This is a genomic window from Aureimonas frigidaquae (assembly GCF_001463905.1).
Lineage (GTDB): Bacteria > Pseudomonadota > Alphaproteobacteria > Rhizobiales > Rhizobiaceae > Aureimonas > Aureimonas frigidaquae.
In genome coordinates this window covers 556,421-577,373 of sequence record NZ_BBWR01000002.1, presented here as the reverse complement: position 1 = coordinate 577,373, position 20,953 = coordinate 556,421, and the positions used below count along the sequence as shown (strand labels likewise).

The 20,953-nt window shown below is 66.4% G+C and carries 19 protein-coding genes; 10 read left to right on the top strand and 9 right to left on the bottom strand.

The features are described from left to right. Nucleotides 1–222: 222 nt before the first annotated feature. The 7 genes from AUL30_RS02675 (at nucleotide 223) to AUL30_RS02645 (ending at nucleotide 7,366) form a co-directional block, all read left to right on the top strand. Nucleotides 223–1,191: a glycosyltransferase family 2 protein gene (locus tag AUL30_RS02675; RefSeq protein WP_062226268.1), complete on the top strand. Its 969-nt coding sequence runs from the start codon at nucleotides 223–225 to the stop codon at nucleotides 1,189–1,191. Between the two features lie 16 nt (nucleotides 1,192–1,207). Continuing rightward, nucleotides 1,208–2,737, top strand: coding sequence for a hypothetical protein (locus AUL30_RS02670; protein ID WP_244490681.1), 1,530 nt, complete (start codon nucleotides 1,208–1,210; stop codon nucleotides 2,735–2,737). 44 nt (nucleotides 2,738–2,781) lie between these two features. Continuing rightward, complete coding sequence (locus AUL30_RS02665) at nucleotides 2,782–3,810, top strand: hypothetical protein (protein WP_157069821.1); 1,029 nt, start codon at nucleotides 2,782–2,784, stop codon at nucleotides 3,808–3,810. Nucleotides 3,811–3,887: 77 nt separating this feature from the next. Continuing rightward, a complete protein-coding gene (locus tag AUL30_RS02660) occupies nucleotides 3,888–4,604 on the top strand; it encodes a hypothetical protein (RefSeq protein ID WP_062226266.1) in 717 nt (238 codons plus the stop codon). Between the two features lie 72 nt (nucleotides 4,605–4,676). Then, nucleotides 4,677–5,186, top strand: coding sequence for a hypothetical protein (locus AUL30_RS02655; protein ID WP_062226265.1), 510 nt, complete (start codon nucleotides 4,677–4,679; stop codon nucleotides 5,184–5,186). Between the two features lie 174 nt (nucleotides 5,187–5,360). Beyond that, the gene (locus AUL30_RS02650; RefSeq protein ID WP_192842992.1) at nucleotides 5,361–6,119 is read left to right on the top strand and encodes a glycosyltransferase family 25 protein; all 759 of its coding nucleotides are present in this window, start codon (nucleotides 5,361–5,363) and stop codon (nucleotides 6,117–6,119) included. Nucleotides 6,120–6,598: 479 nt separating this feature from the next. Then, nucleotides 6,599–7,366: a PRC-barrel domain-containing protein gene (locus tag AUL30_RS02645; RefSeq protein ID WP_062226263.1), complete on the top strand. Its 768-nt coding sequence runs from the start codon at nucleotides 6,599–6,601 to the stop codon at nucleotides 7,364–7,366. Nucleotides 7,367–7,435: 69 nt separating this feature from the next. Here the strand turns inward: AUL30_RS02645 and AUL30_RS19625 are convergent, their stop codons facing one another. Together AUL30_RS19625 and AUL30_RS02640 are read right to left on the bottom strand one after the other, a co-directional pair. Continuing rightward, a complete protein-coding gene (locus AUL30_RS19625) occupies nucleotides 7,436–7,603 on the bottom strand; it encodes a hypothetical protein (protein WP_157069819.1) in 168 nt (55 codons plus the stop codon). A gap of 139 nt (nucleotides 7,604–7,742) precedes the next feature. Beyond that, on the bottom strand, nucleotides 7,743–9,179 hold the full coding sequence (locus AUL30_RS02640) for an aldehyde dehydrogenase family protein (protein ID WP_192843003.1): 1,437 nt from the start codon (nucleotides 9,177–9,179) through the stop codon (nucleotides 7,743–7,745). Between the two features lie 116 nt (nucleotides 9,180–9,295). Between AUL30_RS02640 and ade the strand changes: the two genes are divergently transcribed. Together ade and ilvA are read left to right on the top strand one after the other, a co-directional pair. Next, nucleotides 9,296–11,125: an adenine deaminase gene (ade, locus tag AUL30_RS02635; protein WP_157069817.1), complete on the top strand. Its 1,830-nt coding sequence runs from the start codon at nucleotides 9,296–9,298 to the stop codon at nucleotides 11,123–11,125. A gap of 92 nt (nucleotides 11,126–11,217) precedes the next feature. Continuing rightward, nucleotides 11,218–12,471: a threonine ammonia-lyase IlvA gene (gene ilvA, locus AUL30_RS02630; RefSeq protein ID WP_062226261.1), complete on the top strand. Its 1,254-nt coding sequence runs from the start codon at nucleotides 11,218–11,220 to the stop codon at nucleotides 12,469–12,471. Between the two features lie 21 nt (nucleotides 12,472–12,492). Here ilvA and AUL30_RS02625 read toward each other — a convergent pair whose 3' ends face one another. The 7 genes from AUL30_RS02625 to AUL30_RS02595 form a co-directional block, all read right to left on the bottom strand. Further along, nucleotides 12,493–13,485, bottom strand: coding sequence for an alpha/beta hydrolase (locus AUL30_RS02625; protein WP_062226260.1), 993 nt, complete (start codon nucleotides 13,483–13,485; stop codon nucleotides 12,493–12,495). A gap of 15 nt (nucleotides 13,486–13,500) precedes the next feature. After that, entirely contained in the window at nucleotides 13,501–15,408 is a 1,908-nt protein-coding gene (locus tag AUL30_RS02620; RefSeq protein WP_062226259.1) for a bifunctional 2',3'-cyclic-nucleotide 2'-phosphodiesterase/3'-nucleotidase, read from the bottom strand. A 34-nt stretch (nucleotides 15,409–15,442) separates the two neighbouring features. Further along, nucleotides 15,443–16,015, bottom strand: coding sequence for a GNAT family N-acetyltransferase (locus AUL30_RS02615; RefSeq protein WP_062226258.1), 573 nt, complete (start codon nucleotides 16,013–16,015; stop codon nucleotides 15,443–15,445). Continuing rightward, nucleotides 16,012–16,875, bottom strand: a complete 864-nt coding sequence (gene sseA, locus AUL30_RS02610) for a 3-mercaptopyruvate sulfurtransferase (RefSeq protein ID WP_062226257.1) — start codon at nucleotides 16,873–16,875, stop codon at nucleotides 16,012–16,014. The genes AUL30_RS02615 and sseA overlap by 4 nt, the downstream gene beginning before the upstream one ends. A 14-nt stretch (nucleotides 16,876–16,889) precedes the next feature. Further along, nucleotides 16,890–17,927 carry a cysteine synthase A gene (locus AUL30_RS02605; RefSeq protein ID WP_062226256.1) on the bottom strand — a complete coding sequence of 346 codons (1,038 nt, stop codon included), beginning with the start codon at nucleotides 17,925–17,927 and terminating at the stop codon, nucleotides 16,890–16,892. Nucleotides 17,928–18,024: 97 nt separating this feature from the next. After that, nucleotides 18,025–19,473 (bottom strand): cryptochrome/photolyase family protein, encoded by a 1,449-nt coding sequence (locus AUL30_RS02600; protein ID WP_062226255.1) that lies wholly within the window; start codon nucleotides 19,471–19,473, stop codon nucleotides 18,025–18,027. An 86-nt stretch (nucleotides 19,474–19,559) separates the two neighbouring features. Then, the gene (locus AUL30_RS02595; protein WP_062226254.1) at nucleotides 19,560–19,742 is read right to left on the bottom strand and encodes a hypothetical protein; all 183 of its coding nucleotides are present in this window, start codon (nucleotides 19,740–19,742) and stop codon (nucleotides 19,560–19,562) included. Between the two features lie 145 nt (nucleotides 19,743–19,887). Between AUL30_RS02595 and dusA the strand changes: the two genes are divergently transcribed. After that, nucleotides 19,888–20,931, top strand: coding sequence for a tRNA dihydrouridine(20/20a) synthase DusA (gene dusA, locus AUL30_RS02590; RefSeq protein WP_157069815.1), 1,044 nt, complete (start codon nucleotides 19,888–19,890; stop codon nucleotides 20,929–20,931). Nucleotides 20,932–20,953 lie beyond the last annotated feature (22 nt).

Genomic DNA, 20,953 nt, shown 5'->3' with positions numbered 1-20,953 from the left:
CGTCGGCAGGGAAGTCACGACAATTCGAACGATGGGGGGTGTGTGTCCTCCGATGGCAGGAGGCATACCCCCCTTTGGCCAAGTCGCTATTTGCGTGCGGCCTCCGGCATAAATGCTTCATGTTCCCGGCATGGTCCCGAAAGAGGGCCGGTGCCGCATTTCTTAAGAGCCATTTTCTTTCGGCCGCGACGCCGGAACCCCATAGCCGGAGAGTGCGGGCCGATGAAGCTCGACATCGTCATCGTCAACTATCGAACCCCCGACATGGTGCTCGACGCCGTGGACTCGCTGGTGGGCGATCCGACGCTGCCGGACGGCACGCGGCTCCTGGTGGTGGATGGCGCGTCGGGCGACGATTCCGCCGACCGCCTGGCAACCGGCATCGCCGCCCGCGATGCAGGAGAGCGCGTGCGCTTCCTGCCGCTGACGGTCAATGGCGGCTTTGCCTATGGCAACAATCGCGGCATCGAGTTTCTGGAAGCCGACGGCACCATTGCCGACTACATCCTGCTGCTCAATCCGGACACGGTTGCGCGGCAGGGCGCGGTCGCCGCGCTGGCAGCCTTCATGGAGGCCCATCCGCGCGCCGGCATCGCCGGCAGCCGGCTCGAGGATCCGGACGGCACCGCGCAGGCCTGCGCCTTCCGCTTCCCCAACCCGCTCGGCGAGTTCGAAAGCGAGATCCGCCTGAGGGCGGCCTCGCGCCTCCTGTCGCGCTGGACCTACGTGCCGCAGGTCAATGACGCGCCGATCCGCGTCGACTGGGTCAGCGGCGCAAGCTTCATCATCCGCCGCGACATGGCCCGTCAGATCGGCATGATGAGCGAGGATTACTTCCTCTATTACGAAGAGGTCGATTACTGCCTGCGCGCCGCGCGGGCGGGCTGGGAATGCTGGCATGTGCCCCAGAGCCGCGTGGTCCACCTGGTCGGGCAATCGACCAACGTCACGCGCAAGGACACCAGGCTGCCGCGCCGGCCGGCCTACTGGTTCGAGTCACGCCGGCGGTACTTCCTGTCCAATCACGGCCGCTCCTACGCGGTGATGGCCGATCTTGCCTGGGTGGCAGGGTTCGGGCTGCGGCGCGTGCGCAAGGCCATCCGCCCCGGTGACGACGTGCCGCCGCGTCTCTTCCGCGATTTCCTGAGCCACAGCGCCATCCGCCGCCGCCACGGCGCGCTTTCCCGCTGAAACCGGAGCAACCAACGTGACGATCGATCGCCGCACATTCGTAAAGCTCCTTCCCGCCGGCATGGCCGTCGCGGGCGGGCTTGCCGGTTTTGCTCCGCGTGCGCAGGCCGCGGAAATGTCCCTCGGCCTCAACCTGACCGGCGTGGACTACTGGACGACCGAACAGCCCTTCACCAACCTTGCCACCAGCGCGTCGCGCTGGCGCCTGCAGCGGCTCAACACCTCCTTCACCTGGGACGAGCCGCTGCCGCCCATGACGCCGGATGCCTATCCGCGCGAGGTTCCGCCGAGCAGCTACCTGGAAAGCTTCCTGATCGGCACGAGCCACCGGGCGCATCTGCCGCACAAGCTCTACGTCGTCTATGACGGGAAGGGGCGGCTGGACTATTCGGCCGGCGGCACGCTGGACGAACGGCGCCGCGGCTACGATACGATCCGCGTCAGCCATGGCGGCGGGCCGCTGATCGGCCGCATCGTGGAAACCGATCCCTCCGATCCGATCCGCAACCTACGCCTCGTGGAATCGCTCGAGGGCACGGACCTCTTCCGCGCGCCGTTCCTGCAGCGCCTGGAAGGCATGAGCACGGTCCGGTTCATGGATTGGATGCAGACCAACAATTCGGTCCATTCCGACTGGGAAAGCCGCCCCAAGCCCGGCCGCTTCGCGCTGTCGGAAACGGGTATCCCCCTGGAAACCATGATCGCGCTGGCCAATCGCGCCCGCATCAAGCCCTGGTTCACGCTTCCGCATCTGGCCGACGACGCCTATGTGCGCGCCTTCGCGCAGATGGTCCATGACGGTCTGGACAAGGACCTGCAGGTCTATGTCGAATATTCGAACGAGGTCTGGAACTCGTCGTTCCAGCAGGCGGCCTACGCCCGTGACAAGGGCCTGGAGCGCGGCTATTCCGAGAATGCCTTCCAGGCGCAGCTTCGCTTCTACTCCCAGCGCACGAGCGAGATCCTGTCCATCTTCGAGGACGTCTTCGGAGACGATCGGGACCGGATCCTCGGCGTCTATGTCGCTCAGTCGGACAATCCCTGGGTTAGCCAGAATGTTCTGGATTGGGGCGATGCGCGCAAGCATGCCGACGTGCTCGCCATCGCGCCTTACTTTGGATACGGCTTCGGCTCGCAGGAGCGCGGCGAGGCGGTGTCCCGCTGGTCGCTCGATCAGCTCTTTGCTGAACTGTCGAAAGAGATCGATACGCGCAACCGGGAAACCATGCGCATCCAGGCGGAAACGGCGCGCCAATACGGGCTCGAGCTCGTCGCCTACGAGGCCGGCCAGCATCTGGCAGGCGTCGGCGGGCTGGAAAACAACGAAGCGCTCGTGTCCCTGTTCACCGCTGCCAACCGCGATCCGCGGATGGGCGAGCTCTACCGCCGATACCTCGCCAACTGGCGCGAGGCGGGCGGCGGGCTGATGGTGCTCTACACCTCCATGGGCGAGCCGACCAAATGGGGCGCCTGGGGCCTTCTGGAAACGGAGGCCGAAACTTCCTCGCCCAAATGGGACGCCGTGCACGATCAAATCCGTGCGTAACGAGAACCCATTCCCTGCACGCGTTCACAGTACCGGCGGCGACCATGTCAGACACACATGAGAACAATATGATCTGGGCGGATTCCACCAGCGGCCGCCTTCTGGAAATCGTCGATCGCCGGCGCGCGGATATCGGACTGGACCTGTCCGGCCTGAGCGTCCTGACCGATGCCCGGACGGAAGAGGATTTCGTCACCATCCTGGCGGCCGCACGGGCCGGTGCGGCACGCATCATCGCGGCCGGGCCACTGCGGGCCACCGTTCGCAGCGCGCAGGTCGAGGCGATGATCCGCCGCGCAAGCGCGGAAATGGGGCTGGAAAGCCGGATCGACTTCACCGAGACGGTCGAGCCCGCAATGGCGCGCCAGGTCGACATCATCGCGGTCGAACGGCAGTCTTCGCTGATCAAGCCGGCGCTTCTGTCCATGCTGCCGCCCAGCTCTGTCCTGGCCATGCTCTTCGATAGTCGCGGCGCCGTATCGGGCGGGCTGGATCTCAGCCAGCGCGGCGCCTTCGACATGCAGGTCGCTGCCGTCAACATCGCCGATCCGGAATCGGGGATTGCCGAATTTCTGGCGCCGCTCTGCCTGTTGCAGATGCGCCAGGCGGGGCTGCTGCCGGAACAAAGCCGCTGCCTGCTTTTGTGCGACAACGAGATGCAGGATGTCCTGGAAACGGGATTGCGGGCGGCCGGCGCGCAGATCGTGACGGCCGGGTCGCTCGATGCCGTATCGCAAGGCCCGTTCGAGGCGGTCATCCTGGCCATGACGCCATCGCGCGAGTACCGGCTGGACCTGAACGCCGTTTCACGCCTGCCCGAGCTGATGCCCGGCGGTGTCGTCGTGCAGTTCTGGGGCGATATCGACCGCAGCGCCGCACGCTACTTCTCGGTGGAGATCTGGCCCCCCGTTCATCCGGGACGCGGCCAGATGGGAATCCGCCTGTCGGCGCTCGGTTCCGAACCGGTCGTCGACATGCGCAGCGGCGCCTTGCTGGCCGCCGCCCGGATGATCCGCAAGGACGAGCGCCTGCACGGTGCCGAACGTGGAAAGCGTGTCCTGGCGACAGGGTGAATGAGACGGCTTCAAAGTCAGGACGCAAAGGCAGGCGGAACGCCCCTTGCTGAACTCTGGCCGGGCATGGGGGGCGAATGCAGACGGGACCGAACATCGACATACTGACGCGCATCGACATGGTGCGTCTGGTGCCGGGGCCGGATCGGACGGTCCATCGGCGCGAGGTCACCGCCCTTCTGCCGATGCTTGGACTGGGCGTGGAGATGGTCGGCGAGCTCATGGACCGGCTCGTGACGGACGCTTCCGCCCCGACGCCGCCGGGTGCGCCCGAAGAGGCAGGGCCGCTTCTGGCGGTTCTGGACGGCTTCGTCGTATCCGGCCGCCAGACGCTGATGGTCCTGCGTGCCGATACCCGCATGTCGCGCAGCGAACTCTCCCATTTGAAGGCCGCCCTGGACGCGCTGTCCGGCGTGAGCTGGGATCTTCTCCTTCAGGGCGAGGAAGATGCCGGCGAGGGAGCGGCGCCCTTGCGTCCAATCCTGCCGGGGGAAGCGGTGGTGGGCTGGGGCCTGATCGGCCTGTCGCGGCGCGGGGCCTCTGCGCTGGCCGCGTGGATGCGGGGCCGCGCCGGAGAGGTCCTTCTGGCGGGCGATGAGCTCAACGATATGGCATCGCTTCTCCTGGCGTTCCGGTCCGCGCATCGCAACCTTGGAACATACGTTTCCACCCGGCCTTTGGCGCACCGCCAGCCGGCCGGCATCCCCCGCAGCCTGCGGGCGGACCCACGCACGCCGTTGATGACGACGTTCCTGGCCCTGGCGGGCCGGCCCCGACGCCGCCCGCGCCACTGACAGGGTCGTGACGGAACGGCTGCATGGCCCGGGCAATTTCATCTCTTGTCGATAACAATCGAAGGAAGAGAGATGAGCACCCGCATCAAGGACGAAGCCCGCATTCTAGATACGAGCGAGCGCGAACTGGTCGAGGCGACGCATCACCCCGCCTTGCAGGCCGCAAGCCAGTCCGACCTGCGCGATACGCTCGGCCGCCTGCGCGAACGGCGGGACCGGGCGCAGGCGCTCGCATCGCGCGCCAGGCGCAATGCGCGGCGCGGCGGTGGTTTCGATCACGACAATTCGGGCATGCGGCAGAAGGCTGGTCTTCTGGCCGAGGCCGTCCGCCGGCTCAATAAGGAACTGGCACGGCGCAAGGCCGCCGAGCGGCGTGCCGGCCTTCAGGACAACGCCGCACGCGCGCTCGAACTGAAGCGCGCCGCCGGGCGGCCCGAGCGCCCGGGTGCCGGCAGAACCCGCAATCGCGGCATGCAACCGGTGGAAAGCGACAAGACCCGCAAGATCGGCAGTTCCATGGAAGCAGGGCGCGTATCCCAGTTCGTCAGGGATGCCCAGGCCAAGCGCGACGCGCGCGGCTAGGCGCCAGGCCGACCGCTTCGGGATGACGCCGCCCGGGCGCTTCATACGAAAGTATGATGCCGGAACTGGAAGGCGAACTTGTTGTGCATGGGCCTGGCCGTCCACAGTGGCATGGTTCGCCGCGCTTGGAATGCGCGGTCCCATCCCACCATGTCAGCGCCGGTGATCGCACATATGACGAATCCAGTTCGGGCCAACTTCGGCGCAACGGGGCCGGCGCTCCTGTCGGTCTTCGACCGTATCGTGGTGATCAACCTGCCGGAACGCGCCGACCGGCGGGCCGAGATAGACGCCCAGTTGCGCCGCATCGGCCTGTCGCTCGACCACCCATCGGTCACCATCTTCAACGGGATCCGGCCGTCCGAGGCGGCCGGGTTCCCCAATATCGGAACGCGGGGCTGTTTTCTCAGCCATCTCGGCGTCCTCAAGCTGGCCCGGGACGAGAATTGGAACGCCGTCCTCGTGCTGGAGGACGATCTGAATTTTGCGCGCAATGTCAATGCGTTGATACCTGGACTTGCAGCGGAACTTTCATCGCGCGACTGGGGCATGGTCTACGGTTTCCGGCCGCCGGAGCTGACGGCCATCCCACGATCCGGCCCCTTGCTCGTCGAGGTTCCGGCATCCGACAGCATCATCTGCCTGCACATCGTCGCATTCCAACGGGAGGCGATCCTGCGCGCCATTCCTTATCTGGAAGCGATTCTGGAACGCCCCGCGGGATCACCCGACGGGGGGCCGATGCATGTGGACGGCGCCTATAATTGGTTCCGCGCAGCCTACCCGCAATTCTCAACCTTCGTGACGCGGGAATCGCTGGGTTTTCAGCGTTCCTCCCGCACGGATATCCAGCTCCAGGGCTGGCCCGATCGCATTCCCGGTGTCGAGCCCCTGGTCCGCCGGCTGCGCCAGATCAAGAACCGCTTCGCCTGATGCAGCTTCCGCATGAAGCCGATCTGGGCTAGATATGCCGCGTTCGGCGCCGCCATGCCTGCTGGCTTGCACTCATGGCGCGTCGTCGGGCGGACGTGGCGAAACTGGTAGACGCAGCAGACTTTACGATTTGGAGTGCGCGCGGGGAAATCCGCGACGTAGAACCGCTCAAATTCGGGGAACGCTAACGGGCAGGCATGCCCCAGGCCAATCCCGAGCCAAGCCCTCCCGCCAGGGAGGGAAGGTGTAGAGACTGGACGGGTGGCGCCTAAAGCCTGACGGCCAAGGCGAAGGGACAGTCCAGACCACGAACGCGCAAGCGGCGGCGAAAGTCGAAGTGGTACGAAAATCTGCCTCTCCTGGAGAGTACGGGTTCGATCCCCGTCGTCCGCACCACTATCATGCAGCTAACGAGTTTGTTCGGAACGATGCGCCTGTTCAGGTTGTTTGCCTCGTGAACCTTTCACAAGGAAATTGCTATGAACAAGCTCATTATCGCCTCTTTCGTCACCTCGGTCGCTATGGCCGGACCTGCATTCGCGCAGACGGCAACCCCTGCCGCGCCGGCGACCGATCCCGCCACGCAGACCGAGGGAACCACCCCCATGCCTGCCGATGGCGCCCAGCCGGGTGCACAGCCCGACGCGGCCGGTGGTGCGATGGGCGGCGGCGACATGGCGGCGCAGGGCGGGGCAGCCGGCGAAAGCGGCTTCATCACCTATCAGGAGGGAACGCAGATGCTGGGTTCCGGACTGATGGGCGCCAATGTCCGCGGCGCGGACGGTGAGAACATCGGCACGGTCGACGACCTTCTGCTGAACAACCAGGGCCAGGTCCAGGCGATCGTGGTGGGTGTCGGCGGCTTTCTCGGGATCGGTACCAAGGATGTGGCCATTGCCAACGATCAGCTCGAATTCGTGATGGCGCAGGATGCCGCGGCGAATGATTCTGCTGCCACGGGTGGCGCGGCCACGACCGGGGCCGGCGGGGCGACGACCGGAACGGAAGGCGCTGACCCGGCCGCCGCGCCGACAGGGACCGGCATGGGCGCAACGGGCGCCACGACCGGAGCGGCTACGACCGGCACGGCCACGACTGGTACGGCCGCGACGGGCACCACCGCCGCAACGACCGATACGGCCGGCGGCACCGGATGGGGCTGGTCCGGCGCGGGCATCGACCACATCCAGGTCAATTACACCCGCGACCAGCTCGAAGATGCGCCGGAGTTCGAATCGGCCGAGTAAGGCACTCGGACAGTCGAAGGCTTTCCGAACGTCCAGCCCCGGTCCGGCATTCGCCGGGCCGGGGATTTCCTATGCCTCCGGCAGATGGCCCGGCTTGCGTGAAGATGTGTCCTCCGGCGTGCCTTGCGCCTCTGCCGCAGCGCCGGACGGAATGCTGACGGAACTGGCGCCACCGGAACTGACGATGGGGAAGATGTCGTGCGGCGCCGTTGGAGTCACATCGTCTTTGTGTGTCATAGGGCGTTTCCCGATGGAGATTGCGGCACAGCCGCGCTCGCTACAGTTGCGGCCAGCGCGACGTCCCCCGATCTGGGGTCGTGCCCGAGTGAATACAAGTAAGTTTAGCTTATAATCAAGACGCGTGCCTTCCGACGCGTTACCGGCTCCAGCCGGAAATCTGCTTGGAATCCATGAACTCCTCCAGGCCCATTATACCGCCTTCGCGTGCCCGGCCGCTGGCCTTGACCCCGCCAAAGGCGGAACCCGCCCCGAGCGACTCGCCATTCGTCTCCACCATGCCGGCGCGTAACTGCCGCGCCAGGCGGTTGCGACGCGCGCCATCCGACGTCTGGACGTAGTTGGTCAGGCCGTAGATCGTATCGTTGGCCATGGCCACGGCATCCTCTTCCGTATCGAAGGGGATGATGGACAGGACCGGGCCGAAGATTTCCTGCCGGGCGATGGTCATGTCGTTCGAGACGTCGGCGAAGACGGTCGGCCGGACGAAGTAGCCGCGATTGACTCCCTCGGGCAGGCCGGTTCCGCCGGCAACGAGCCGCGCGCCTTCGTCGATGCCCGCCTGGATCAGGCCCTGGATCTTGTCCCACTGCGTCTTGCTGACCACCGGGCCGATATGCCGGCCCGGCTGGTCGGCAGAAGCGACCTTGGTGTTCCTGGCAATCTCGGCGGCTGTCGCCACGGCCTCTTCATAGACCGGCCGCTCGACGAACATGCGCGTGGGCGCGTTGCAGCTTTGGCCCGAATTGTTGAAGCAATGCCGCGTTCCGCGCGCGACGGCATCGGCATCCGCATCGGCGAAGATCAGGTTGGCGCCCTTGCCACCGAGTTCCAGCACGACCTTCTTGAGCGTATCGGCGGCGGCCTTGGTAATGGCGATGCCCGCGCGCGTGGAGCCGGTGAAGCTGATCATGTCGACATCCGGGTGGGTCGACAATTGCGTACCCACACCGCTGCCATCGCCATTGACGAGGTTGAAGACGCCGGACGGCACGCCGGCTTCGTCCATAATCTCGGCAAAGAGCATGGAGGATAGCGGGGCGATCTCCGACGGCTTGAGGACCGAGCAGTTGCCGCCCAGGAGGGCGGGAATGACCTTGAGCGTGACCTGGTTCATCGGCCAGTTCCACGGCGTGATCAGGCCGACCACGCCGACCGGTTCGAAGGCGACCATCGATGTCGGGGCATGCGGCCCGAGGGGCCGGATGAACTCGAAGTGACGGAAGGCCTCGATGAAGTTGCGGATATGGCCGGTTCCGGCAGCCGTCTGCGAGGTCAGCGCCATATCTTTCGGTGCGCCCATCTCCAGGCTGATCGCGGCAGCCATCTCGTCGGCGCGCCGCTGATAGATGGACAGGATCCTTTCGACAAGCGCCAGGCGCTCGGCGGGTTCGGAGCGCGACCAGGCGGGGAAGGCGGCCTTGGCGGCGGCGACGGCCTTGTCCGTATCGTCCTGGTTGCCCAGGCTGATCACGGCCACCGCTTCCTCGGTGGACGGATCGATGACGTCGAGATCGTGCGCGCGCACGGGTGCGACCCACGCTCCGTCGATATAGAAGCTGCGCTTGTCCGGAATGGTTCGTGACATGCCGTCTCCCCCTGTTGCCGCAGCAGGCGGCGCTTTCGACCGACGATAGCCCCTCGCGCCGCGCCCTGCTAGACAGTCAGGCGGATGCGCGCGATCGATGGAGAATGGACATGGCAGCCGACCGGACACAGACGATGACGGCCTTCGTGGACTGCGCCGCGGAACTTGTGGACGTGGCCATGGGCAGGAGCGCGGCCGACCTCGTGATCCGCAATGCGCGCTGGGTGAACGTGCATTCGGGCGAGGTGGTGGAGGCGACGGACATCGCTGTCCGGCAGGGGCGCTTCGCCTATTGCGGGCCGGACGCCACCCATACGATCGGGCCGGATACTGAGGTTCTGGACGCCGCCGGCCGCTATGTGGTGCCCGGCCTGTGCGACGCGCACATGCACGTGGAAAGCGGAATGATCACCGTGACGGAGTTCTGCCGTGCGGTCATTCCCCACGGCACGACCTCCATGTTCATCGATCCGCACGAAATCGCCAATGTGCTCGGCCTGGCCGGCGTGCGCCTCATGCATGACGAGGCGGTGGCGCAGCCGATCAATGTCTGGGTCCAGATGCCGTCCTGCGTGCCATCCGCCCCCGGCCTGGAAATGGCCGGCGCCAGCATCGGCCCGGAGGACGTGGCCGAGGCCATGGGCTGGCCGGGCATCATCGGACTGGGCGAGGTGATGAACTTCCCCGGTGTCGCCGCCAACGATCCGACCATGGTCGGCGGCATCGCGGCCACGCTGCGCGCCGGCAAGACCGTCGGCGGGCACTATGCCTCGCCCGATCTCGGCCGCGCCTTTCACGGCTATGTCGCAGGCGGACCGCAGGACGACCACGAAGGCACACGGATGGAAGACGCGATCGCCCGCGTGCGGCAGGGCATGAAGGCCATGCTGCGCCTTGGCTCGGCCTGGTACGACGTGGCCGAGCAGATCCGCGCCGTCACCGAGCGCGGGCTGGATTTGCGCAACTTCATCCTGTGCACGGATGACAGCCATTCCGGCACGCTGGTGCATGATGGCCATATGGACCGTGTCGTGCGCCACGCGATCGCCCAGGGGCTGAAACCCGTGACGGCCATCCAGATGGCCACGCTGAACACGGCCGAGCATTTCGGCCTGGAGCGGGAGATCGGCTCCGTCACGCCGGGGCGGCGGGCGGACTTCCTGATCGTCTCCGATCTGGCGAGCCTGACCATCGATGCCGTCTATGCGCGGGGCCGCCGCATGGCCGAGGATGGCAAACTCCTGGTCGATCTGGCGCCTTTTGCCTATCCGGACATGGCGCGCAACACGGTTCATGTGGCCGGGCCGCTGACGGCCGAGCGCTTCGCCGTGCCCGCGCCCGGCAATACGGCTCAGGTCACGGCCCGTCTGATCGGTGTGGTCGAGAACCAGGCCCCGACCCAATCTCTGACGGTGGAACTCGACACGCGCGACGGCTATGTGCCGGCCGATCCCGCCCGCGATGTCGCGCATATCGCCCTGGTGGAGCGCCACCGCGCGACGGGCCAGGTCACCAACGCCTTCGTATCGGGCTTCGGCTATACGGGCGCCTGCGCCATGGCATCGACCGTCGCGCATGACAGCCACCACATGATCGTCGTGGGAACCGACCGGGACAACATGGCCTTGGCTGCCAACCGGCTGGCCGAGATCGGCGGCGGGGTCGTCTTCTATGCGGACGGGGAGGAAAAGGCCCTGGTCGAAATGCCGATCGCCGGCCTGATGTCGGACCAGCGGGCGGAGGTCGTGGCCGAAAAGGCGCAAGGCCTGATGGCGGCGATGCGGGCGTCGGGATGCACGTTGAACAATGCCTATATGCAGCACTCGCTGCTCGCCCTCGTCGTCATTCCCGCTTTGCGGATTTCCGACCAGGGGCTCATCGACGTGGAGACCTTCCGCAAGGTGCCGCTTTTTGTCGGCGGCGAAACGGGTTGAGTGTTGCCGCCCAAGGTTCTACAGCCTTGTCCTGCACGTTCCGGCTGCCCGGCCTGACACGTGCGGCGTGACATCGTTTTTCGGACCCCATCATGACGGATGAGACTTTCAGGGAGGGCGTCGCCAAGGCCGAAGAGGCACTGAGGCGGCTGTTCCCCGCGACGCCCCTGCAACGCAACGAGCATCTCTCGAAGCAGTATGGCGCGCGAATTTACCTGAAGCGTGAGGATCTTACCCCGGTCCGCTCATACAAGATCCGAGGTGCCTTCAATTTCATGCGCAAGCGGCTGGAGGCCGGGGAAACCTCGGCCAGCTTCTGCTGCGCATCCGCCGGCAACCACGCCCAGGGCTTTGCCTTCGCCTGCCGCCATTTCGGCCTGAAGGGCCGCGTCTTCATGCCGGTGACGACGCCCCAGCAAAAAATCGAGAAGACACGCATCTTCGGTGGCGAGGCGATCGAGATCGAGCTCGTCGGCGACTTCTTCGACGAAAGCTACGCCGCCGCCCGGGAGTATGCCCGCGTCAGCGGCGCCGCCATGGTGCCGCCCTTCGACCATGCGGATATCGTCGAGGGGCAGGCGACCGTCGGGCTGGAGATCGAGCGTCAGCTCAAGGGCGAGGCGATCGACATGATCGTCATGCCGGTCGGCGGCGGCGGGCTCGCCTCGGGCGTGACCACCTTCTTCGCCGGCCCGTCGGCACCGGATTTCCGTTTCGTGGAGCCCCTCGGCGCGCCCAGCCTGAAGACGGCCCTGACCGAAGGGCGGCGCGTGAAGCTGCCGCAGATCGACGGCTTCGTCGACGGTGCGGCCGTGGCGGAGATCGGGGCCCTGCCGCTGGAGCGGCTGAGCGGCTTTCCGTCCGACCATGTGGTGCTGAGCCCGGAAGGGCGCATCTGCCAGACCATGCTGGAAATGCTCAATGTCGAGGGTATCGTCCTGGAGCCGGCCGGCGCGCTCGCCATCGATGCGCTGCGCTCGCTCAAGCAGTTGATCCGTGGCAAGACGCTCGTCCTCGTCGTGTCGGGCGGCAATTTCGACTTCGAGCGCCTGCCGGACGTGAAGGAGCGCGCCCTGCGCTTCGAGGGCCTGAAGAAATATTTCGTCCTGCGCCTTGCCCAGCGGCCCGGCGCGCTGAAGGACTTCCTCGGTCTTCTGGGTCCGAACGACGATATTGCGCGCTTCGAGTATCTCAAGAAGTCCGCGCGGGACTTCGGTTCGATCCTCCTGGGGATCGAGACCCGGAACGCCGACAACTTCCCGAGCCTTCTGAAGCGCATGGACGAGGCCGGTATCCGCTACCAGGATATCACCGAGAACCAGGTCTTCGCCGATCTCCTCATCTAGCTGCCATGGCAGCCGTCCCGGTCAGTCGAGACTGCGGATGAACTGTATGATGGCATCGGCTACGCGTGCGTTGGTTGCCGGGGATCGCAGGTCCCCGGCCAGGAGGTGGCCCGACGGGTCCGCCGTATCATCGATGGCGAGCAATTGGTGCGGCGCTCCCCAGCGGGCGGCCATGGCCGGCACGGCGGAACTGTCGACCACCATGTCCCCATCATTATAAAGGAAGAGCGCCGGCACATGGATGCTCTGCGCATCCACGGCCTTCGCCGCTGCGGCAAGCGCGGCCATGGGCAGGAGCGCGACGGTGGGGAAGCGCCGGGTCCAGCCATAGGTTTGCGCGGCCTCGTCCGCTGCGCGGGAGGCTGGCGCGCTGCCATAGTCCGGCCCGTTGATCACGGGGACGATCTGCCGCGCATAGGGCATGGTCAGAAGGAAGCCGCGCCAGTCGCGCACGCCGTAATTGGGAGACACGAGCACCAGCCCGGCCACACCATCCATCACGCCGGGCAGGCTCGCGCCATAGGTGGCGAGGGCGCCGCCGGTCGATGTACCCATGACGATCACCCGGTCGCCGATCCGCCGGCCGATGGCGACGGCTTCGGCCAGGTCGTCCAGCCAGTCGCCGACTGTCGGCTCCGCCATGGCGGCGTCGTTGCGGCCGTGGCCGGCAAGCCGCGTGAAGTAAAGATTGGCGCCGAGCGCCTTGGCGACCATGTCCGGCACGGGCCGCAGCTCCGCCTTGGTGGCCGAGAAGCCATGCACATAGACGATGGCATAGGGCGTGCGCGCCCGTGATGCGGGATAGGCCCAGATGATTTCCTTAGCCGCGGCCGGGTTGAGGTTGGGAATATCGGCTTCCTGGGATGCCAGCCACGCGGCGGGATCGCCCGGGCCGATGGCGGGCGGGTTGGCGCTGCGGGCCACCGGCTCGCGGGGGCCGAATGTCCAGACGCCGGCGCCCGCGAGCGTCGCCAGCGCAAGGAGAACGAGAATCAGGCTGATGCGGCGCTTCACGGTCGTCCTAATGGGTCAGGGAAGGGTCAGGCGGAGTTTCAGAAAGCCGTTCGCTGTCGTTCCGAGCGGTTCGGGCGACAGATGCGCAATATCGGCAAGATATGGCAGCGCTGCGGTGCCCGTTTCGAACAGGACCTGCGCTCCCCCCGTTGGCGCGAAGGACCAGCCGGGTCGTATCGATGCATCGACGCAGCTCTGAGCGCTCAACCATGCGCTGAGAATGTCGCGCGTTTCGTCGGCTGTCGAGAGTGCGATCCGCTCGGGCGACAGGCCGGGAAAATGTCCACCGCCGCAGGAGCGGAAACTGTTGGTCGCAACCAGGAGCCTTTCTGCCGGATCCAGCGGACGGCCGTCGATGATCAGATCGACGATACGGCGATGGGCCGGTGACAAAAGGCAGCCTTCCGCGTCGTAGCGCGGCGGCTCGGTCAGGTCTATGGCGTAGGTGGCGCCGTCCACCACGTCGAAATTATAGGTCGCCGCCCCGGCGCGCAGAAGCGGCCCCGGCCTGTCCGGCGCCACCCGGTTGAAAAGGCTCGCCGACATTTCCAGCCATTCGACGAGTTCCTCGCCCGACAGTTCGACGATGTCCAGCCGGTTGGGATAGGCATAGATATCCGCCACGTTGCGCAGGGCCAGCGCACCCTCGCAAATATCCGTGTAGAACAAGGGTCCCCCGCGCCCCCCGGCCTTGAACGGCGCCGCCGCGCTGAGGATTGGCAGGCCCTCGAAGCGTGTTCCGGCGATGAGCCGGCGCGCATGATCGCGCTGCGCCCGGTTGATGAGCTGGACCGGCGCGACATTCGTGACGAGGGCGAAGTAGCTGCGCAAGGGTTTGTCGACCCTGCCGATCGGCTGGCGCATGAAGGCCAGCGTGTCGCGGTGATCTTCTGCCAGCGCGTCGAGGATCCGTGTGTCGCCGGTGACGAGGGGGACCGTGCGTCCATCCTGGCGTCGGCTGATCGGCCGCAGGGAGGCATGCGAGCGCAGGGTGCTCCAGCCGGTTGGGTCATGAGCCAGGGTCAGGTCGACAATACCAAGGTCGGAGCCATAGCAGCCGGGCATGACGGCCGGCACGCCATGCAGGCGACCCGCTTGCGCATCCACACCCGCAATGCCGGAAAAATCGGCGCCGGGCAGGCGCAGATGCTGGTGGCCCGTGATCAGGACGTCGATGCCGTCCAGCCGGGCAATCTCCAGCGCGGCATTCTCGCGGCCGGAGCGGCCCTGCGGATCCGTCGGCTCGATCCCCGTATGGGCAAGCACGACGATGAGGTCGGCGCCGCGGGCGCGCAGTTCCGGCAGCATGTCGCGCAGCGCCTCGACCATGTCGCGGCAGGAGACGCTGCCATTCAGGACGCGTGCGTTCCAGGTCGTGACCTGCGGCGGCAGGACGCCGACCACGCCGATACGCAGCGGCCGGGACGAGCCGTCATCCATGCGCAGGGTGCGGTCCAGAAGCACGAAGGGCGGCACGATCGCGCTGGGAGCCGCGTCATCGCCCGGCCTTTTCGTGCGGGTCAGGTTGGCGCAGACGAAGGGGAAGCGTGCCTGGCCGATGGCGTGGAGCACGGTATCGAGCCCGTCGTCGAATTCATGGTTCCCAAGCGTGGCGGCATCGTAGGAGAGAATGTTCATCGCCCTGATGCACGGATGCGTCCGCTCCGCGCCGCGATGCCTCTGCCGCACCGCTCGGTCGCCCGTCGGGCAGCCCTGGAGCCAGTCTCCATTGTCGAAGAGAAGGCTGTTCGGAGCCTCGTCCCGCGCGGCCTTGATCAGCCCCGCCGTCTGCGCCAGCCCGACTGACTGGGATGGCTGATCCGTAAAGTAATCATAGGGTTGGACGAAGGCGTGAAGGTCGCTTGTCGCCAGGATGCGCAGCTGCGCATGGCTGGTCGATGCGGTGGCGGATCGGGGGTGCATGGGGTCGTGAAGGGGCCTGGGCGCGCCTGTCCCATCAAACCCGCGAAGGCTGCGTGCCAGCGTTCTGGGCCGGGTCGGCAGGACGGTCCGGATCCGGGAAGCCGATGGTCAGGACCTCCCGAACGGACAGCGGCCGGAACCCCATCTTGCGATACAGGGGCAGGGCAGCCGGATGATCGAGCGTGTTGGTTTCGACGACCAGCCCGCTCGGCCCGTCTTCGAAGCCGGCCACGATGGCGCGTGACAGGAGATGGCGCGCCAGGCCGCGTCCGCGAAATTCCGGCATGGTCGCAAAGTGCACCAGCCGCGTCTGGCGCGGCGCGCGGCCCACATCCAGCTCGAACCAGCCGGCCGGCGCGCCGTCGCAATACAGAACGTAGATCCGCACGTTTGCGGCATGCACTTCCCGCGCCAGCGCCTTGTCCGGCAGGCAGCGGGAGGTCCAGTGGTGCGGCTGGCCGACGCGATAGAGGTAGCGATAGAATTCGACCGGGATGTTGCGCACCCTCAAAAGGTCGAGCTGGCCGACACCCTCGGGCTTCGGCGTATCCCCATCCGGCAGCGAATGCAGGACAAGCTGCGTGACCTCGGTCCTGATTGTCGTCAATTCTTCAAACCCCGTTCCGGCGCCGGGCCGGTTTCGACCGGCGTATCCGGTTGCGAACCCCACTCGGTCCAGGAACCATCATACAGTTTCGTTCCGCGATTGCCGAGCGATTCCAGCGCCAGGTTCAGAACCGCCGCGGTGATGCCGGAGCCGCAACTCGTCACGACCGGGGCGTCGGGGTCGATGCCCGCGCCCTCGAAGGCGCTTCGCAGCTCCGCTGCGCTTTTCAGGTGCCCGTTCACCTGGAGATCGCCATAGGGCACGGACCGCGCACCGGGCATATGGCCGGACCGCACGCCCGGCCGCGGCTCGGGAGCCGATCCGGCAAAACGCGGGGCGGAGCGCGCATCGGCAATCTGTGCCGTTCCGGCCGCCACAAGCGCGCGCATGGCGGTCAGGTCGAGCGCGTCGCCGGCATGATCCGTGGCGGCGAAGTGCGCCGGTGCCGGCTTTTTCGAGCCGCTTTCCAGCGGCAGCCCGGCCGCGCGCCAGGCAGGCAGGCCGCCATCCAGGACCCGCACGTTCCGCGCGCCGAAACGGCGCAGCAGCCACCAGGCCCGCGCGGCGGAGAAAAGACCCGCGCCGTCATAGACGACGATGTCGTCCGATACGGTCAGGCCGAGCGCACCCATGGCTGCCCCGAAATGCGCGGCAGAGGGCAGCGTGTGCGGAAAGGCGCCATCCGGATCGGATACGGCATCGTGGTCGAAGAAGACGGCCCCCGGCACGTGGCCTTCCGCATATTCGGCAGCCGGATCGCGCCGATCCGCCGGCAGGTACCAGGAGGCGTCGACGACCTTGACCGTGTCCAGCGCCAGCGCCAGCGCCCTGGCATCGATGAGGAGAGGATTGTCGGTCATGGCCGTCTTTCGCGTCACTCGGCTTCGAAGGGAATGTCGAATTGCGGTTCGCGGCCGATCCAATCGGGAACGGGCAGCCCTTTTTCCCGCAGGAAAGCCGGGTTGAACAGTTTCGACTGATAGCGATTGCCGTAATCGCAGAGGATGGTGACGATCGTATGGCCCGGGCCCATATCGCGCGCCATCCGCATGGCCCCGGCAATATTGATCCCCGACGATCCGCCGAGGCACAGCCCTTCCTCATGCACCAGGTTGAACAGGATCGGCAGGGCTTCCGCGTCGGGCACCTGGCAGACGAAATCCGGCTCGAAGTCGGCAAGGTTCGCCGTGATGCGCCCCTGGCCGATGCCCTCGGTGATGGACGAGCCTTCCGACGTCAGCTCCCCTTGCGTGTAATAGTTGTAGAGAGCCGCTCCCATCGGATCGGCCAGGCCGATGCGCACATGGCCCGAGCGCCGCTTCAGCCCGGCGGCCGTGCCGGCCAGCGTGCCGCCGGTGCCCACGGCGCAGATGAAGCCGTCGATCTCTCCGCCCGTCTGCTGCCAGATTTCCTCGGCCGTGGTGACGATATGGCCGTCACGGTTGGCGACATTGTCGAACTGGTTGGCCCAGATCGCCCCGTGCTCATGCGTCCGGGCAATCTGTTCGGCCAGGCGGCCGGACAGTTTCACGTAGTTGTTGGGGTTGCGGTAGGGCACCGCCGGAACTTCGATCAACTCGGCGCCCATCAGGCGCAGAGCATCCTTCTTTTCCTGCGACTGCGTCTGCGGAATGACGATAACGGTGCGGTAGCCGAGCGCATTGGCGACGAGCGTCAGGCCGATGCCCGTATTGCCGGCCGTCCCCTCCACGATGATCCCGCCCGGCTTGATCAGGCCGCGCGCCTCTGCATCGCGGATGATGAAGAGGCCCGCGCGGTCCTTGATGGACTGGCCGGGGTTCATGAACTCCGCCTTGCCCCAGATCTCGCAGCCGGTCTCCTCGCTGGCGCGCCGCAGCCGGATGAGCGGCGTATTCCCGATGGTGTCGAGGACAGAAAGGTTACGTTCCATACGGTCTATCCGGCTTTGATAAGGGGCCATGCGGCCGGCGCAATTCGAATCGTGGCCAGCCTATGGATGCATCTTGCGGGAGGCAAGGCAGAAGCCGTTACCCCAGCTTGCGAAAGGCCGCGCTGGCGCGGTCCCGCGCCTGCGCATGATCGACGATCGGTTCGGGATAGGTCTTGCCCAGTGTCACGCCCGCCTTTCCCAACGCGGCCTTGTCGGCCTTCCACGGCGCGTGGATCAGATCGTCGGGCAGTTCGGCAAGCTCCGGCACGAAGCGGCGGATGTAATCGCCGCTCGGATCGAACTTTTCGCTCTGTGTCACCGGGTTGAAGATGCGGAAGAAGGGCTGCGCATCCGCGCCCGTGCCGGCGATCCACTGCCATTGGGACGTGTTGTTCGCCTCGTCCCCGTCCACCAGCGTGTCCCAGAACCAGGCCTCGCCCTCGCGCCAGTCGATCAAAAGGTCCTTGGCCAGGAAAGAGCCGACGATCATGCGCACGCGGTTGTGCATCCAGCCGAGCTGCCAGAGCTGCCGCATGCCCGCATCGACGATCGGATATCCCGTCTGTCCGCGCTGCCAGCGTTTGAGCGCCGCGCCGGGTGCCTGCCAGTCCAGGGCGTCGAAGCGCTTGTTGAAGTTCTTCGAGGCCATGTCCGGCATGTGGTGCAGGAGATGATGGTTGAAATCGCGCCAGATGAGTTCCTTGACGAAGACCTCGCGGTCCTCGTCCGTCACGCCCTTAACGTGGCCGGCGCGGGAGCGGAGCGTTTCCAGGATGCGCAGCGGTGTGATTTCGCCGAAATGGAGGTGCGGCGAAAGCCGGGAGGTTCGGTCCTGAGAGGGCATGTTCCGGCCGTTCGGATAGTCGGCGAGCCCCTCGGCCAGGAAAGTGTCGAGCCGCTCCTTGGCCGCAGCCTCGCCCGGCGTCCACAATTGCCCGAACCCCGTGGCCCAGTCCGGTTTCGTCGGCAGGAGCGACCAGTCGGCGAGCGCGTCGGATGCCACACGTTTTTTCGGCGGCGTCAGGCGCTCGGGTGCATCGATGGCGTGGCGCTGTTCGTCCAGCCGCGCGAGGACCTGGCGCATGAACGGCGTATAGACCTTGTAGTACCCGCCGCTGCCCGTCTTCACCGCATCGGGATCGTGCAGGAGGTTGGCCTCGAAAATCTCGATCTCGATGCCGTCCAGCGTCTCGGCCAGGGCACCATCGATGGCCTTTGCCTCCGGCCCGTAGCGCCGGTTCAGGTAGAGCGCACCGGCACCCGTCTCACGCGTGAGCTGCGACAGGATCTTCAGAGTATCGCCCGTCTTCAGGACAAGGGGCGATCCGCAATCATCCAGCGCCTTGCCCAGGGCCTCGAGCGAATGGTGCAGCCACCACAGATGCGCGCTGCCATAGGGGCGCACGGCCCCGTCGCCCTTGGGCAGGATGAACAGTGGGATGACGGGGCGCCCGGTTTCGGCGGCATGGGCCAATGCCGGATTGTCGTCGAGGCGCAGATCGTGCCGCAGCCATACGATGATCGGGGAAGTCTCGTCGTCTCGCATGGTGAAGCGGCCTATATGGTGGAAACGTCACCGACAAGTAGGGCGGCGTGCCGTTCCGCAAACGGCCGGGGCCGCACGCCATGCTTCTAGCGCTGGGATTTCAGATAGTCCTTGCCGGACTTGGTGGCATGCCAGCGCGTATCGCGCCGTTCCACGAAGCCGAGCCGCGACAAGGTCGCGATAAAGTCTTTATCGACCTCGCCGCTCGGCTCTCTGACGAGGCTTGCGAGCAGGCGACGGCCTTCAGCCGTCATGCGTGCCATGGACATGGTGATTTTCCTCTTGGGGGACCCCCTTCAGATGGGGATCGGGAGCCCATTTCGCAACCCGGCATCCATGCCGCATCCCGCTGCCTGCGGGGCATCCGGCATTCCAGCTATCGTGCGGACGATGAAAACGCGCTAAAAGGCGCGCATGTCTGCACCTGATACACTTTCCAGCCGGGCTGCGCCATCCATCCGCACGCCATATCGTGTCAAGGACGGTCTGCCACTTTTCGCCGTCGCGCCCATGATCGACTGGACGGACCGTCACTGCCGCACGTTCCACCGGCAGATGACCCGGCATGCCGTGCTGTTTACCGAGATGGTGGTGGCGGATGCGGCGATCCACGGCCCACGCGAGCGGTTGCTCGGCTTCGATCCTTGCGAGCATGCCGTCGTGCTGCAACTCGGGGGCTCCGATCCCGCCAAGCTGGCGGCGGCTGCGCGGATCGGCGAATCCTTCGGCTATGACGAGATCAACCTCAATGTCGGTTGCCCGTCCGACCGCGTGCAGTCCGGCACCTTCGGTGCCTGCCTGATGCTGCAGCCGGAGCTGGTCGGCGAGCTCGTCGCCGCCATGAAGGCGGCGGTGACGATACCGGTTACGGTGAAATGCAGGCTCGGTGTGGATGACCAGGATCCGGAAGAAGCGCTCGACCGGGTGGCGGATGCGGTCTTTGCTGCGTCTGCCGACGGGCTTTGGGTCCATGCGCGCAAGGCGTGGCTCAAGGGCCTGAGCCCGAAGGAGAACCGCGAGATACCGCCCCTGGATTACGAGCGCGTCCGGCGCCTGAAAGCGCGGCTGCCGAACCGCTTTATCGGCTTGAATGGCGGCATCGGCTCGGTCGCGGAAGGCCGCCGCCTCGCCGAAGGGCTGGACGGCGTCATGCTCGGACGCGCGGCTTACCAGAACCCCGGGGATCTGATGAATGTCGATCCGCTTTTCGGCGACGCGCCCGCGCCGACAAGCGACCCGGCGGCCGTCGTCGCCGCAATGGCCGACTATGCCGAGCGCCATCTGGCAGCAGGCGGGCGGCTGTCGCATGTAACGCGCCATATGCTGGGGCTTTTTGCGGGGCGTCCAGGCGCTAGGGCATGGCGGCAGGCCCTGTCGGACCGCGCGGTGCGGCCCGGGGCCGGACCCGAGCTCCTGTTCGAAGCCCTCGAACATGTGGACCTGTCCCAGGCCGCCTGAGGAAGGGCCATCCGCCTGCCGG

Bases quoted from the DNA above. Each gene is read 5' to 3' on its own strand.
- ilvA (WP_062226261.1), top strand. From the start codon at position 11,218: ATGACGGATGAGACTTTCAGGGAGGGCGTCGCCAAGGCCGAAGAGGCA.
- AUL30_RS02655 (WP_062226265.1), top strand. From the start codon at position 4,677: ATGAGCACCCGCATCAAGGACGAAGCCCGCATTCTAGATACGAGCGAG.
- AUL30_RS02675 (WP_062226268.1), top strand. From the start codon at position 223: ATGAAGCTCGACATCGTCATCGTCAACTATCGAACCCCCGACATGGTG.
- AUL30_RS02595 (WP_062226254.1), bottom strand. From the start codon at position 19,742: ATGTCCATGGCACGCATGACGGCTGAAGGCCGTCGCCTGCTCGCAAGC.
- AUL30_RS02605 (WP_062226256.1), bottom strand. From the start codon at position 17,927: ATGGAACGTAACCTTTCTGTCCTCGACACCATCGGGAATACGCCGCTC.
- AUL30_RS02645 (WP_062226263.1), top strand. From the start codon at position 6,599: ATGAACAAGCTCATTATCGCCTCTTTCGTCACCTCGGTCGCTATGGCC.
- sseA (WP_062226257.1), bottom strand. From the start codon at position 16,875: ATGACCGACAATCCTCTCCTCATCGATGCCAGGGCGCTGGCGCTGGCG.
- ade (WP_157069817.1), top strand. From the start codon at position 9,296: ATGGACATGGCAGCCGACCGGACACAGACGATGACGGCCTTCGTGGAC.
- AUL30_RS02600 (WP_062226255.1), bottom strand. From the start codon at position 19,473: ATGCGAGACGACGAGACTTCCCCGATCATCGTATGGCTGCGGCACGAT.
- dusA (WP_157069815.1), top strand. From the start codon at position 19,888: ATGTCTGCACCTGATACACTTTCCAGCCGGGCTGCGCCATCCATCCGC.
- AUL30_RS02665 (WP_157069821.1), top strand. From the start codon at position 2,782: ATGTCAGACACACATGAGAACAATATGATCTGGGCGGATTCCACCAGC.
- AUL30_RS02650 (WP_192842992.1), top strand. From the start codon at position 5,361: ATGACGAATCCAGTTCGGGCCAACTTCGGCGCAACGGGGCCGGCGCTC.
- AUL30_RS19625 (WP_157069819.1), bottom strand. From the start codon at position 7,603: ATGACACACAAAGACGATGTGACTCCAACGGCGCCGCACGACATCTTC.
- AUL30_RS02660 (WP_062226266.1), top strand. From the start codon at position 3,888: ATGCAGACGGGACCGAACATCGACATACTGACGCGCATCGACATGGTG.
- AUL30_RS02620 (WP_062226259.1), bottom strand. From the start codon at position 15,408: ATGCACCCCCGATCCGCCACCGCATCGACCAGCCATGCGCAGCTGCGC.